Here is a 14,610-nt window from a genome sequence, read left to right on the forward strand (position 1 = left end):
ATAATGAATCGTATTTTGCTTACTCTAAAACGGCCTTTTATATGGCTGTACCGTTTCCGGCACCGTTGCGGCTACGGTGTACATTCTCCTTTTGCCTTTAACCTGATTACGCATGTAATTTATGAAAGTACGGCTTATTATAAATATGAAGAGCTGGTCAAGGCACAGAAGCAACTGGAATTGGAGAAAGACAAACACTGGAAGTACGAATCGAAGAAAGTGAAACGTCTTCTGTTCCGTCTGGTAAATTATGCCCAGCCGGAGACCATCGTGGATGCCGGTACGCTTGCCGCTTCCGCCCTCTATCTGAAAGCGGGGAAGGAGGGAGCGGATTATACTTCGGCTTCCGACCTTTCCGAACTTTTTCTGGAGAGCGGTGTTCCCGTCGATTTCCTTTATTTGCACGACTATCGTCGTCCCGGGTTTGTAGAGGAGGTCTTCCGTATCTGTGCCGCCCGTACCGGAGGAAAGTCTGTCTTTGTGATTGAAGGCATCCGTTACACTCCGCAGATGTTTGCCCTTTGGAAGCGTATGAGGCAGGATGAGCGGGCGGGCATTACGTTCGACCTGTATGACCTGGGTATCATATTCTTTGATAAAACAAAGATAAAACAAGACTACATTGTCAACTTTTGATTATCTTTAGGCGTTTAAAGGTTACAAGCAACTCATAACTTATAACTCAATGAAGATATATACAAAAACCGGAGATAAAGGAACCACCTCTCTTGTAGGCGGAACCCGTGTATCCAAAACGCATATCCGCCTCGAAGCATACGGTACGGTAGATGAACTGAATTCCAATCTGGGTCTTCTTATCACATACCTGCTTGACGGGAAGGATAAAGACTTTTTGCGGCAAGTGCAGGACAGGCTTTTTGCCGTAGGCTCTCATCTGGCCACCGACCGTGAGAAAACGGAGTTGAGAGCGGCAAGTGTCATCAGCCGGGAGCAGGTGGAAATGGTGGAGCGGGAGATAGACCGTTTGGATGCCCTTTTGCCTTCTCTTTCAGCTTTTATTCTTCCCGGCGGAAGCCGCGGCGCGTCAGTCTGTCACGTTTGCCGTACGGTTTGCCGCCGTGCCGAACGTCGGATTCTTGCTTTGGCCGAACAAGTGGAAATATCTTCGGAATTACTGGCTTACGTGAATCGTTTGTCTGATTATTTGTTCGTCCTTTCTCGTAAAATGAATCGAGACGACAAAAAAGATGAAATATTTTGGAATAATAGTTGCATGTGAAATAAATTGTTATACTTTTGCCAAAAAATAAAAGTAGGACTTAATATATACCATTTTAATACTAGAGACTATGTATTGGACATTGGAATTGGCGTCTAAATTGGAAGATGCCCCTTGGCCGGCAACCAAGGATGAATTGATAGATTATGCCATGCGTTCGGGTGCTCCGCTTGAAGTGATTGAGAATCTGCAGGAAATGGAGGATGAAGGCGAGATTTATGAAAGCATAGAAGATATTTGGCCCGATTATCCCAGTAAAGAGGACTTTTTCTTCAACGAGGAGGAATATTGATACGCTTTAAAAGAAAAAACTTACCGGTATGTCTGGTAATATTTTGAAACATAGGAAGAAGTAATTCCAAAACCGATAACTATGGTTGAAGAATTACTTCTTTTTTTAATACCCCCCTATAATAATGATGGATGTACAAGAAGCAACAACACGCCGGTTACCGGATTTGAAGGAAAGGCATCTGCCTGAAAACTGCCGCGAAACCGTAAACACGATTTTGAAGGAGACTTACGGCTACGAACAGTTTCGTAATCTTGAGATTTACGATAACTTGTTCAAAGGAAAAGAGAAACTCTGCATTTCGCAGGGACAGCTGATAGAGAACGTCATACTGGAGGCTGAGAAAGCCTGGAAAGGTGAAGCGCAGGTAGATAATATTTTGTTGACCGCTCCTACCGGTTCCGGAAAATCCTTGTTGTTCCAGCTTCCTGCCATCTATCTGGGGAAGGAGTATAATCTGCTTACAATCGTAGTCTCTCCTTTGAAGGCGTTGATTGTAGACCAGGTGGAAAGTCTGCAAGAGCTGGGGTATACGCGCGTGGCATACGCCTCGTCCGATTTGTCACCGGAACAGAAAAAGGAGGTTTACCGGCAGGTGCGCGAGGGCGAGATTGATTTGTTCTATCTCTCGCCGGAATTGCTTCTTTCTTACGACATCAAGCATTTTGTAGGCGAACGCCGCATCGGTCTGGTGGTGGTCGACGAGGCGCATACGGTAACAACATGGGGCAAGGAGTTCCGCGTGGACTATTGGTTCCTGGGGCGCTACCTGACTGCTTTGAAACAGACGCTCGGCTATGGTTTTCCGTTGTTTGCGTTGACGGCCACGGCCGTCTGGAATCCGAAAGGGGGCAACGATATGATATTCGAGACCATCCGTTCCCTGCAGATGGAGCCTTGCGTGCTTTATGTGGGTACGGTGAAGCGTCGGAATATAGGCTTTGACATCCGTCAGATGGAGATAGAAGCCGGAGAGACATACGACAAGGCAAAGCAACGCGTGATTGCCGCGCGTATCGAAGATTTCCTGGACGGCCATAAGTCATTGCTCTATTATCCTTTTGCCGGTGGCATTGACATGCGGCTGAAGACGTGGGTGAAGCCTGCGGACTGGCGTCTGGTGGCTTCCTATTATGGCAAGAAGGAGAAGGAACAGAAAGCTGCCATTGTGCAGGAGTTCAAGGAAGGAACCAAGAAACTGATTGTGGCCACCAAAGCCTTTGGCATGGGAGTGGACATCAGTGACATAGACCGCGTGTACCATGTAGCGCCATCCAGTACGTTTGTCGACTATATCCAGGAGATAGGGCGTGCCGCGCGTGATGCGGAGATACGCGGCATTGCCGCTACCGACTACCATGAACGTGACTTCTATTATATGAAGCGTCTGCATCAGACGGGGAACATCGCCCAGGAGCAGTTGGTGCTTATCCTGAGAAAGCTCATGGAGGTGTATCGCATGAAAGGGGAGAAGCCGGAAATGATGGTGTCGTTGTCCGATTTCGAGTTTGTGGTGAAGCTGCCGCGTACAAGGAACAAGCTGGAATATGAAGCGGAGCTGGGACAGCTCATCAAGACCGCCTTGCTTTGGCTGGAAGACGATTTGATGCAGCGTCATGGAAAGCATCTGCTTGAAATCAGCCCCAAGAATCTGTTGACCGAAGGATATGTCCAGGACAAGACTGGTGATGTCTTTGCCCGTGAATTCCGGGGCTATCTGACAAAGGTAGAAGGGGAGGACGGGGTTTACGTCGCACGTCTGGAAGCACTTTGGGAAGAGCGTTTCCCGGAGCTTGGCTACAAGGAATTCAAGCAGAAACTGAATAATGGAACGTTGTGGGAAGGTGCTCGTGCCGTGTCCGTAGGCAAGCATGAGGTACTGTTGAAGGAAGATGCCGCTGTCATCCGTGAGCGGATGGATGCCTTGTTCAAGAGCCTGACGGCGATGCTGAAAACAGCATTGATAAAGTCGAAAGGACGTTTTGATGAAGAAGAGCTGCGGGCTGTCTTTGCCGAGCACGGCATGGACGTGCGCTCTGCCAAGCGCTTTATCGGTTCCCTGCTCGAGAGCCGCACGGAGGAAGGCCGTAGTGTAAGCTACATCAGCAGCGTGAAAAAGAAGGATTCCAATGAACTCTCCTTTACCGTGACCAAAGGCTTTGATTTGCTTCTGTCGCGCTATCAGAAACTGTTCGGCCAACGTATAGTGGGCAACAAGGGAAAACGTCTGCTGTTTTATTGCACGCCTTTCTCCGATTTGAACATGCTCCTTAATCTGCTTTCCATGCTCGACTGCCTATCGTTCAGCGTGGAGGGCGGCGGCACGCCTTGCGTATTCGTCCGTTTCAATGACCCCGGAATCCTGCAGGAGCTTGCGTTCGGCGGCGATTACCGCAACCTGATTCTGGACACCAACGAGCAGATATTCCAGGAGCAGATAGACTTGTTCTCCTTCTTCTTCGGGACGGACAAGCTGACGGATGAACAGCGCTGGAACTTTATAGAAGATTATTTTACGGGAACGGGAGTGGACGAATTGAGAAAGAAGTTTGAATAGGGGGGGGATGACACCCTCCCGTCACCTTTTCTGGTACGCCAGCCGTTCGTCTCCATTGGCCAGGAAGATGATGCCGCAATATTGAAATCCGTGCTTCTTCAGTATATGCTGAAGGATGTGATTGTCGCGATGGGTGTCTGCACGCAGATTGGGAATCTGCGCGTAGCACCATTGCAGGCAGGCGTTGGCCACTCCTTTGCTGTGTTCTGTGCTTGCCAGCCGGTGGATGACGCCGTATGGAAGCGTGTCTTCCAGCCATTCGCCTTCGTAGATATGCGAATATGTGGGGTCGTTTCCGCGGATGAAGGCAAAAGTTCCGATGATTTCTCCGTTGTCGTCAATGCACACGTAGCTGTTGCCTTGTTCGATGTCGGTCGCGACGAGTTTGCGGGAGGGATAGTTGCCCGTCCATTGTTTCATGTTCCCGTCTTTTCGCATGATGCGCTTTGCCTGCTCGAAGATGTCCATCAGGAGTTCTGTTTCCGCAGGTCGCGTCTTTCTGATTTCTATCATAAGCTCTTCACGTTCGGGGTGTTATTCCATTATTTTCACCCGGTTTGTCTTCTCCAGCAGGAAGCGGCTCCGGTTCCAGTGGAAAGGCTTGTATTCGTTGTTCTTTTTGAGGATGTTGTGCCGGAATGTCAGTCCGTCCACCGATTTGGCATAGAGGATGGGGGCGTCGAAGGTGTCGAATTCATTCTCTTCGATAAGGATGCTGCCTTCCTTGCCTCCGTGGAAGTATTGCCGCTGTCCCTCCAAATCGGGTATTTCGGGATAGATGGAGATGATGGCGTTGGTGAACTGGAACTGGCTGGTCAGCGCATTGACGAAGCGGTTCTTGCGGATGACGACGTTGCGGCAGGCTCCTGTCTCGTACCATCCGTTGCAATCGCCGCACAGGAGGATGGCTGTTCCCGAAGTATGGTCGAACAGATTGTTTTCTACGATTACCCTTTGCGGAGTACTGAACAAGGCACCCCGTGCCCGGTTGTTGCGGATGATGTTTCCTTTGAATTCCACTTCGGGTGTCCAGGTGAGGTTTTCGATGCCGTAGCCTTCTTGTTCGCAGATTTGCGGGTCGATGGGGTCGCGGAAAGTAATCCTGAACTCGCGTACTCCCGCCGTTTCCTGCCTGTCTGTGGGAGAAATGCCGGTTATCCGGTTGGTTTTCCCTATTATGTCCATGGTGGCGGAACGGATAAACTGGATGCTGTCGCCCGGTTCTCCCCATTCAAATCCCCACGACTGGTCGTGCATGTATCGTCCGACGAGGGTATGGTCGTCAATCCGGTTTACCACCTTCAGGTAAGTGCCGTGCACGTTGATGGCATCGTCCATCATTCCTTCGTATAGGCCGTTGCAGGAGATGATTTTTCCTTTGCAGCCCGAGAAGTGGGTGGCGTCGGCCTGGGTGGTGAAGTAGCGCGGGTCGTCCGCTCCTTTCAGGCAGACGCCGAAAGCATCGAGGGTGATGTTCTCGCACAGTTGGGCAAGCAGTCCCATGCCTTCGGCATAATGCACCTTTATATTCTCGAGCACGGTATTGAGGTTCCGGTGGAGAAAGATGCCGGGAGCGGGGCGGTGCCAGGTGCGCATGGCCACCACGGTGCCCGGTATGAGGCGGCTGTCTTTCCAGTGCGGGGCGGTGAGGGTGCCTGCCGGGGTGGCGGTCACTCCTTTGGTCTGCATGTAGAGGTCGCTGGTGTTGTAGACGATGTGGCGTTTTTCTTCTTCAAAGGCAATGCCCGAAGTGGGGCGTGTACGCCATCCCTCGCCGTAGGCCTCGAACAGCGAGTCCTTGGAGACGCGCCACTTCACCCACGGGGCGGGCATGAACGTGATGCCCTGCCCGGCGTTGTTCTCTGTCACCCGGATCTGGGTGATGTGCGGATTGGCAAAGTCGATACTGAAATTGCGCAGGGTGCAGTGGGCGGAGTGGAGCAGTGCCAATGGGAGCATCCGTCCGTGGAAGATGAGTTCGGCGCCGTTGCCTTCCAGCGTAAAGTGCCTGAAGCCTTCCAGTTCAATCCCCACTTTCTTGGGGTTGGTCTGGTCGTGATTGGAGATGTAGTAGGTGCGGGTGGCGGCACCTGCTTCATGGAAGAAATACTTTCCCTTGGCAAAGCGCAGTACGATGCTGTCTTCCGGACTGCATTCGGCCTTGATGCGGTTGACGACCCGTTGCAGTATGGGGCTGGCATTTTTCCGGCTGTCGGGTTTCAGCCCCATCCGGGCAAGGTCATAGATACGTTCGGCACTGTTCAGTCTGTTCGGGTAGCTCAGGCAGCTTGCCACGACGAGTAAGAGGCATGCTATTTTGTTCAATTTCATTTGTAGTGTATGTTTGGGTTAAGGATTATCGGATATTTTCGGTTTCTTCCGACAAGAGGCGCTGCACGGCTTTGGCTGTTTCCACGCAATCTCCTTCCTTGACGGAAGAGTAGGGGGCATGCTGCAAGGTCCAGGGTTCCTCCAGCGAATAATAGTCTATGTCGGCGGCGGGGTCGTGGTCGGGCAGGAGGTTCAGGCGGTCGAGCCAGGTTTTCCAGCGCAGGTAGTAGAAGTCTTTCAGCAGGCCGTTCCACTCTTTATGGGCATAGTCGTGCAGGCCTCCCCCGTCGGCAGCCTGGCGGTTGCCCCAGGTGGTGACTTGTACCCGGGCGTTCCACTCCAGCCAATCTTTTTCAGCCGGTGTGCCGCCCAGGCGGCGGGCTTGTCCTATCCAGCTGCCTACTTTGAATTCGGGACGGGTGGCAAGCAGGCGGTCTTGCAGCAGAAGTAGCCTGAGGAAACGGTCGGAAGCCTGTCGGAGCAGCGGCTTGTCTTGTGCTTCGTAGGCCGCCCGGATGACTTTGTAAATCAGGCGTCCTTTTTCCGCCACGGCCTGGCGGGTGATGTCAATCAGGTCGTACTCGAAGTTGTTGTTTCCCTTCAACTCTTCGGCTTCTTCCAGCAGCAGGGCGGCGGCGCGAATCACGTCGTGCGGGCGGTAGTAGTCGGACATTTCCGACCACGAGGAAGCCTGATAAGCTTCGAGCGAAGGGCGGGTGCAGAAGATGGATTCGTGTGTGCCTTGCTGGGTAGAGCGCGGAGGGCAATTGTATATGGAGTTTCCCAGCAACACCCACGCCTCCCACAGCCGTGGTGTGCACTTGCCGTAACGGGCGGCTATGTATCCCTTCAGCCACTCGTCCTTGGAGAATGCGGACGACCGCCAGGGCAGTTCGCAAAGCAGCTCGTACATGACGGGATTGTTCTCCGAGCCTTCCATCGTCATTCCTATTCCTTTCAGGCTCTTCCCGAAGGGGCTTCCGGCAGCTTTGTAGTATCCGTCGATCACGTGTTGCATCTTTCCGTGCAGGCCCACGTTGCCGCCATAGTTCAGCAGCATGCAATAGAGCCATCGGTGCCCGTCGAATCCGTTCTTCCGGTACCAGGACGATTCGGGGTCGCCCCATTGCGGACGGCTTTCGGAGTAAAGGTCCAGCACCAGCATGTCTCCTTCCGGCAGGTTGCGTATCATTGCAGACCGCGGATTGGCGCCCCATGCCTGAATCACCCAGGCGGCGTTCCGGCTGTTCTTCTTCATTGCCTGCCAGATGGCTTTTCCGGCGGCGTCCAGGTCCACTCCCGCCACGTTGCCGCCTTCGTGGAACGGGTCCATGCTGTAGAAGTCGGCTTTGCCGAACAGGCGGTTCATCTCTTTGTAATACAAGTCGGCTATCTCCTGGAAACGGGCGTCGGTGGGTTGCAGGAAGGCCGGGCGGTTGTAGCCGCACCACTTGCCCGGGTCGGCCACGTTCACTCCCAGTTTCTCCTTGGCATTGTGGGGGAGCATGCCCGAATATCCCGGCAATACGGGGTGGATGCCATACTCACGCATGCGTTTCAGGATTTTCTTTTGCAGTGCGATGCGGCCTTCATACCATGAGTCGGTGTTCGGTCCGCCCCATCCCTCCAGGTTGTTCATCAGCCACCAGGCCTGGAAGGCGGGACCAGCCACGAACTCGTTAACTTCTTCTTTGGAATATCCCAGCCTGAAAAGTACGTTGCGCCAGACGGCATCTGTGCCCACCAGGGCCAGCGACAGGTTGATGCCGTGCAGTGCCATCCAGTCGAGCTCTTGTTCCCAACGTGCCCAATCCCAAAAAGCCATGGTATAAGAGAAGGTACAATAGTTGAAGTCATAACGATAGGCGGAGGCCGTTTCGTGCCTTTCTCTGTGCAGCACGGGAGGCAGCGCATCGGGAAGCTTGGCAACCATGTTGTTCCACGACAGATGGATGCCTGCATGATACTTCAGGTACCAGTTCAGCCCTACGGCAATGCTGATTGGGTTGTTTCCGCGGATGACTACCTTTTCTCCCTGTTGGTCCAGTTCAAAGAAATCTTCGCCCGCGGTGGATTTCTGTTCTATGACGAACTTGCCCGAAGAGCCCGGCACCACTCTTTCCAGCAGACCTTGAACGGGCGACATGCCCGAAACGGCCGGGAGCAGGCAAAATAATAGTATATAGCATATATAAAATCGTTTTGTAATTGTTTGGCACTTGTTGCGGAGCCTGTTGAGAGGTTCTTTCCGTCCGTTTGTTTTTCTTTTCATAATAGATGTCGTTTAAGGGAGAAATGAATGCTTCGAGCGCAAAGATGGGAAAATTAATGGAAATACAGTGCATGCTTCCTATCTTTTTGCTGGTTATGAGCACGTTTTTTTTCGTTTAAAGGAGTCACGGGAGTATCGGCTTTAACTCCTGAGCCGACTTGTCGGCTGATAACTCCCTTTAACTTCTGAGCCCGAAGGGAGATAACTTCTTCTAACTCCTCTAAATGAACGAGCCGTGCGCTGCTGTCGAACAATTTTTTGTGGATATTGTTCCTTTAGGAGGATTTTGCATATATTTGTCCCATAATATTAAACACAATGAATTATGAAAAAGTTTTTTAGTGCTTTCGTGATAGCCGCGTGCTGTATGTTCATGGCTATGCCCGCACAGGCCCAACTGTTGAAGTGGGGTGTCAAAGGCGGTGTGAATATGACGAAGATTGACTGGGATGGCGGATATAAGGGAAACAAGGACAATTCCGCCGGTTTCTTCATCGGTCCGATGGCCGAATTGACCATCCCCATTGTAGGCCTGGGCATCGACGGTGCCTTGCTCTTCTCCCAGCGCGGCAAGGACGAAGTGAAGCAGACCGGTATGGAAGTACCCGTCAACCTGAAGTATACCATCGGGCTGGGTAGCCTGTTGGGAATCTATGTGGCTGCCGGTCCCGATTTCTTCTTCGATTTCAAGAAGAAAGACAACATCGACCGCAAGAAGTCGCAGGTGGCGCTTAACTTGGGAGCCGGCGTGAAGCTGCTGAAGCATCTCCAGGTCGGGGTTACCTATCAGCTGCCGATGGGCGACTCGTTTACGTGGACGGAGGCCGGTAAGGCTTTTGGTGCCAAGAACAAGACTTGGCAGGTTTCCGCGGCATATCTTTTCTAAGAAAGAGTCTGTGAATGGGTATGATGCACCCGGTTGTTCCGCTATGAAACAGCCGGGTGTATTGTGTAAATAGCCTTACGTATTTCGGCCGGAGCCGTCTTTTTACAAGTGAACGACTACGGTCGTTCGATTGAACAACCCGGGTCGGTCACTTATATGTGGAGTCTGCATGAGCACGCTAATGAATACATCAGCACCACTCTCTTTGCTTCCTTAGATGAAACAGCCCTGAGCATTAGGTGAAGAAGGAAAGAAGTTTCACCGGAAGTGACTGTGGGATAGGGAGAAAGCTTGAAGGGTGAAGCTTGTGAGGAGGTGAAAACCTGTTTTTTGTATCTTAGGGAAGCTGAAAAAGAGAGGCCATCTCAACTTTTATGTTGAGATGGCCTCGCCTTATAAGTGTCCTTCCACTGTTGTGGAAGGTACGTTGTCCGTCAATTAGGGTTTAACGTCTCTGATAACTTCGATTGTGAAGTTGAATGATGTTGTGCCCCAGTCGTGCTTGTAAGATACTGTCACTGTTACAGTCTTGGTATAAACTGTACCGGTCGGGTCAATGGTGCATACAAGTTCATTGTTTTCATTGATATTCCAGCCTTCGGTGTTAGTCGTGAACTTCAGACCGGTAGATGCTGTTTTGGTTCTATACAATTCCTTAGCGTTAGTTGCTTCTACCAACTTCTTGCTTGTTGCGTTGTAGCTAACTACAGTCTGAGCGATATAATCTTCCAGTTTCAGGTTTTTCCATGCAGTTGCAGCGAGTTCCTGGAACTTGATGACTGTACCACTGGCCAAAGTAGGATCGTAATGCTTGCCCAAGTTTGCAGTATTCTTGAAGTCTTGCAGCGGGCTCTTCACTGTCCATGTGTCGGTTCTGTAGAAATTGTCTTTATGAACTTCAGTATCATAAATGTCAATCTTCAGTTCCTTAACCTTGGCTACGTCTACGCTCGGCTCAAACTTAACGGTGTAAGTGCTATTGTCAAATGTAAGCTGATCCTTGTTCATCAGTTCTTTCACATAAGCATTCTGCTTGTTGGGATCCAAATTATACTTGGCAACTGCGTCAGCCGGTTTGATAATGTACATATCAGCGAAGCTGTTAGATTCCAAAGTATATTGGGTCTTGTCAGCATTCCACTTACCGATGATGGTTTGTGCGCTGTATTCTTCTTTGACAGTAGCATCGAAGCTGCGAGTCACGGCAAGGTCATTGATAGTAGTGATGAAGTACTTGTTATCAATTTGGTTGTATACGGCATACGGAGTGTAAATTCCATTGTGCATAATACCACTGCGACTTAGATAGAACGTATTCTTCTCAACCTTAGTCCTAGGACCGATGAACAAGAACAATGAGTCGGTTGCATTGCCCTGAGCTTTCTTGAACCATACGAATGCTTCGCCTGCATTGACAGGAACATTTACAGACCATGTTTCGCTATTAGGACGACTGGTAGGTCTGTCGAATGCTTGATCATATCCAGTCAATTCTTTTGATTCATTGTACACAGCTTTGTACAGAGGCCAAACGCTGCTAGAACCCATGCTAGTCAGAATGTCACGACCACCGATAGCAGTTTCGAATGCACGAACATCCAGCTTCACAATCTGTGTGCTTGTCTTATAGCCCAAATTGAATGTAGCATCGCCCAGCGGAGACAACTGGATAGTCTCAATGCTTTGTTCTACTTCAGGACGTACAGCTTGTACAAGTACATAGTTGTAAATAACCAAATCGTGTACATCCTTAACCTGAGACTTAACAGTAGTAGTAACCTTAACTACGGCATACTCATTGATAGCTGACGGCTGCAACTCTTCCTTAACGGCCAGGATACCTTCTTTGGCAACCTTTTCTGCATCAAAGATACCTTTCTTGACTGTTACACCCCACAAATCCATGTCTGCGTTCTCATCAATCAATTCAAACTTCTGCTCAAATTGAATGCCTGCATCAGCAAGCAGTACACCGTCATTCAAATCCAAGGCAACATCAATGGAGTCATTCAAATTGAATGTTCCTTTATAGTCAAAACTTCCGACTTTGTAAGAATTAACTTTATCGTTTTGAGACATAAATTTGACGTAGTTCCAAGAATTTGGACTCTGCTGCATCCGTTGAGAATTTATAATTTTATCTTCTGCATTTACGCGTACATTATATATATTATGAGAAGAAGCATATTGAGACTTCACATTGAAGTAGTCTGATGCAGAAACATATTGTCCGTACATCTTGACATCCAAAGAAGTAGCATAGCTATTGTCTGTTTCACCGAGATTCAGCGATACATTTCCCCACTTGGTTATTTCTGTTTCCGTAGTCGGGTCAAACCATGTTATACTTCCCCATCCATCAGTATATTTATCCTGAGCATTCTTAAAGTTTACCGGAGTCATCTTCACCCAAATAACACCTTCTTGTTCTTTGTCGAAGTCCCAATCCAAAACATTCAGCTGCGGTTGTTCGGCAGCTCTTGTCTGATATGTATCAGAGAAGAAGAGTTCTGCATCGCTCTTTGAGAATTTAGAAGGATATACTTTGAAAGAAGCCTTTGCAGGAACTGCAGCAAACAAAGTATCCGTTTCATTTGTTCCGTCTTTTTTGGGATAATACAATTGGTAGGCTACAGCGTAGTCATTCTTGTCATCGGCAGCCTGCTTCCTGTATACGATAGTTTGCAAGCCGTTGAAAGCAGAACCTTCCATCAGCAGGGTATACGACTGGCCGTCGATTGTAACCTGCATAGTTCCATCCTTTTCATTGTAGATCATGGACGGAATATTCACATTGTATTTGAATGAAGTTCTATATTCGCCAATGCAGATATAGCCTTCTTCGTCTACCTTCACATAGTTGCCGACAACTTCTTCAACATCTACGTTAGTACCGTCCGCGCCTTTTGCCTTGATTTTCTGACCGGCATCGTTCAATACATACTCATAGGTTTCGCCTTCGTCCACACTGATCATCCAGTAGTTTTCGGCATCCACCTTGAACTTCGGAACGATTGTAGCCCCGGTTTCACCCTTCGGGCCTTGAATACCCTGAAGACCTTGGTCACCTTTCTCGCCTTGAGCACCCTGAGCACCATTCTTGATAGTCAAGGTTTCGCCGCCGGCAAAAGTCAGCAAGTAACCTCCTTCCACAGGAGTGTAGCTTTCAATAAACTTCTTGCCATTGATTGCGGCAAGGATGTCATCAATCTGTTTTTTGTTTGCATCGATTTGCTCTTGCAAGCCATTGATGTCATCATCATAGTCCTTACAAGAAACAAATGTTCCTGCCGAGCCTACCATCAAGGCACTGAACAGAATCACATTTAGAAACTTTTTGTTCATAATTGAAAAACTTTAAATTTATAAATTTAAAAAAATAAAAAGTGAATAATTTCCCATTTCGAATCCCTTTCGCATACTTCTTTTGTTACTAAGTATTCCGTTACTTCGCAGGTAACGGGAACCATATTGAATCAATTATGTGAAAAGAAGTTTAATATAATTGCAATGCCTCTATAATTGTTTATAATATTCCAGGTGATGAAAGATGAAAAGTTACCTATAGGTGAAATTCTGATAATATGATTGAGAAGTAAAATTACGATAAAGAAAAATCAAAATATTTATAGAGCAAAAAAGTCTTAAAGTGCTATTTTGTAAAGCTTTGGCTCAAGGAGAGGTTGTTGAAAGAGAAGTAAGGAAACTCTTCCCTTCAAGAGACGCCTCTTGCGGGAGGAATAAATATGGACACACATAGGCTATTTTATCAATAGAAATAAAAAAAGCTATCCCGAGATTCCATTACTTTTTACAAAAGAAATTACCTTCTCATTTGCCTCATCAATCTTCTTGTCGTTGAAAGGTTTAAGATAGGTTTCAGTAACATTTATCGATGAATGTCCCATCGCTTCGGAAATAATGCCAGGGTGAATCTCACAATAATACGCCATTGTAGCCCATGTGTGGCGGGCGGAATACGAACTAAGGTGTGAAGCCATATTCAGATGTATTTTCAAAGCCGACAACTGATAGTTAAAGCGCCTCAAGGCTGATTGATACTCTTTGTAAGCCGCCTCAGTACCATCCTTGCTATGCAATATGGGAAATAAATAAGGTGAATCCTCGTCTTTATTAGATACCATGCGCACCAGCTGCAAGGCTTCAGGAGGCAGAACTACCCGTAAAATACGTCCGGTCTTTCTTCTTCGATAGGACAATACATTGCCTTGCAGGTCTTTCTTGTGCAAAAAAGCCAAATCGACAAATGGAAGCCCACGCATCATAAACATAAAAACAAATAGCATTTTGGTCATTTGGAGGTTTGAGGAAGGAATCCCTTCGGACAATTCCATTTCTGTGCCGCGAACTAAAGCTCCTATATCCGAAGCTTCCAATGCTCTTTTCTTGTCAGCTTTAGTTCCTGTATATACATGTTCAAACAATCTGGGGGTATATCGGATATACCGTAAATCTACAGCCCGGTTGTAGGCCGAACGGATGGCTTTCATATAAGTGGAAACGGTGTTCCAACTGCAATCACGTTGACGCAGGTGCATCTCAAAACGTTTCAAGACCACTGGATTCAATTTGCGCAGATGTAAATTCTGATGGTTGTTAAACACGGAAAACACATTCAATGTAGATTGGTAAATATGGGCTGTTCCCCATCTCCCATTTTCCCGAAGCTCTCCAATAATAGTTGACAGCATTTCTTGCAAGGTAATCGCTTTCATCTTTAATTTTAATTATACATTCTCTTATTAATAATATGTATAAGCGCAACTCCTCTATAATACAAAACACATATGCAAATGCACTAATAACTGGGGCGAATAACAATCCCATTAACAAAAAAGTGCGCTTAGATGCAGTTTTTTCGATTAATTATAAAAAAACAGTATTATTATTTGCTCATTTATAGAAAAACGCTTATGTTTGCACGGAAAATCCATCCGTTACCTGCGAAGTAACGGAATTTTTTAACAAAAAGCATTGTGGGAAAAGGAATGCCGGAAATGAGAAATTATTC

10 protein-coding genes are annotated in these 14,610 nt (G+C 48.2%); 5 read left to right on the forward strand and 5 right to left on the reverse strand.

The features are described from left to right. The first annotated feature begins 3 nt into the window (after positions 1 to 3). From M1B78_RS12230 to M1B78_RS12245, 4 genes are all read left to right on the forward strand, one after another. The gene (locus M1B78_RS12230) at positions 4 to 636 is read left to right on the forward strand and encodes a hypothetical protein (RefSeq protein WP_257940810.1); all 633 of its coding nucleotides are present in this window, start codon (positions 4 to 6) and stop codon (positions 634 to 636) included. A 49-nt stretch (positions 637 to 685) separates the two neighbouring features. Further along, complete coding sequence (locus tag M1B78_RS12235) at positions 686 to 1,240, forward strand: cob(I)yrinic acid a,c-diamide adenosyltransferase (protein WP_257940811.1); 555 nt, start codon at positions 686 to 688, stop codon at positions 1,238 to 1,240. Between the two features lie 70 nt (positions 1,241 to 1,310). Further along, positions 1,311 to 1,532, forward strand: a complete 222-nt coding sequence (locus M1B78_RS12240; RefSeq protein WP_002558131.1) for a DUF2795 domain-containing protein — start codon at positions 1,311 to 1,313, stop codon at positions 1,530 to 1,532. A 127-nt stretch (positions 1,533 to 1,659) separates the two neighbouring features. Beyond that, positions 1,660 to 4,089, forward strand: a complete 2,430-nt coding sequence (locus M1B78_RS12245; protein ID WP_257940817.1) for a DEAD/DEAH box helicase — start codon at positions 1,660 to 1,662, stop codon at positions 4,087 to 4,089. Between the two features lie 21 nt (positions 4,090 to 4,110). Here M1B78_RS12245 and M1B78_RS12250 read toward each other — a convergent pair whose 3' ends face one another. From M1B78_RS12250 to M1B78_RS12260, 3 genes are read right to left on the reverse strand one after another with little or no spacing between them, the layout of a single operon-like run. Beyond that, the gene (locus M1B78_RS12250; RefSeq protein ID WP_257940812.1) at positions 4,111 to 4,602 is read right to left on the reverse strand and encodes a GNAT family N-acetyltransferase; all 492 of its coding nucleotides are present in this window, start codon (positions 4,600 to 4,602) and stop codon (positions 4,111 to 4,113) included. A 21-nt stretch (positions 4,603 to 4,623) separates the two neighbouring features. Continuing rightward, entirely contained in the window at positions 4,624 to 6,420 is a 1,797-nt protein-coding gene (locus M1B78_RS12255; RefSeq protein ID WP_257940813.1) for a right-handed parallel beta-helix repeat-containing protein, read from the reverse strand. 25 nt (positions 6,421 to 6,445) lie between these two features. After that, complete coding sequence (locus tag M1B78_RS12260) at positions 6,446 to 8,566, reverse strand: alpha-N-acetylglucosaminidase (RefSeq protein ID WP_257940818.1); 2,121 nt, start codon at positions 8,564 to 8,566, stop codon at positions 6,446 to 6,448. Positions 8,567 to 9,017: 451 nt separating this feature from the next. Here M1B78_RS12260 and M1B78_RS12265 point away from each other — a divergent pair, with 451 nt between their 5' ends. Continuing rightward, on the forward strand, positions 9,018 to 9,578 hold the full coding sequence (locus M1B78_RS12265) for a porin family protein (protein WP_257940814.1): 561 nt from the start codon (positions 9,018 to 9,020) through the stop codon (positions 9,576 to 9,578). Positions 9,579 to 10,016: 438 nt separating this feature from the next. On the opposite strand, the gene M1B78_RS12270 is transcribed toward M1B78_RS12265, so the two are convergent. Further along, entirely contained in the window at positions 10,017 to 12,923 is a 2,907-nt protein-coding gene (locus tag M1B78_RS12270) for a DUF4988 domain-containing protein (protein WP_257940815.1), read from the reverse strand. 443 nt (positions 12,924 to 13,366) lie between these two features. Next, entirely contained in the window at positions 13,367 to 14,314 is a 948-nt protein-coding gene (locus M1B78_RS12275) for a tyrosine-type recombinase/integrase (RefSeq protein WP_257940816.1), read from the reverse strand. Positions 14,315 to 14,610: the final 296 nt, after the last annotated feature.

This window comes from Bacteroides muris (ex Fokt et al. 2023) (genome assembly GCF_024704895.1).
GTDB lineage: Bacteria > Bacteroidota > Bacteroidia > Bacteroidales > Bacteroidaceae > Bacteroides > Bacteroides muris.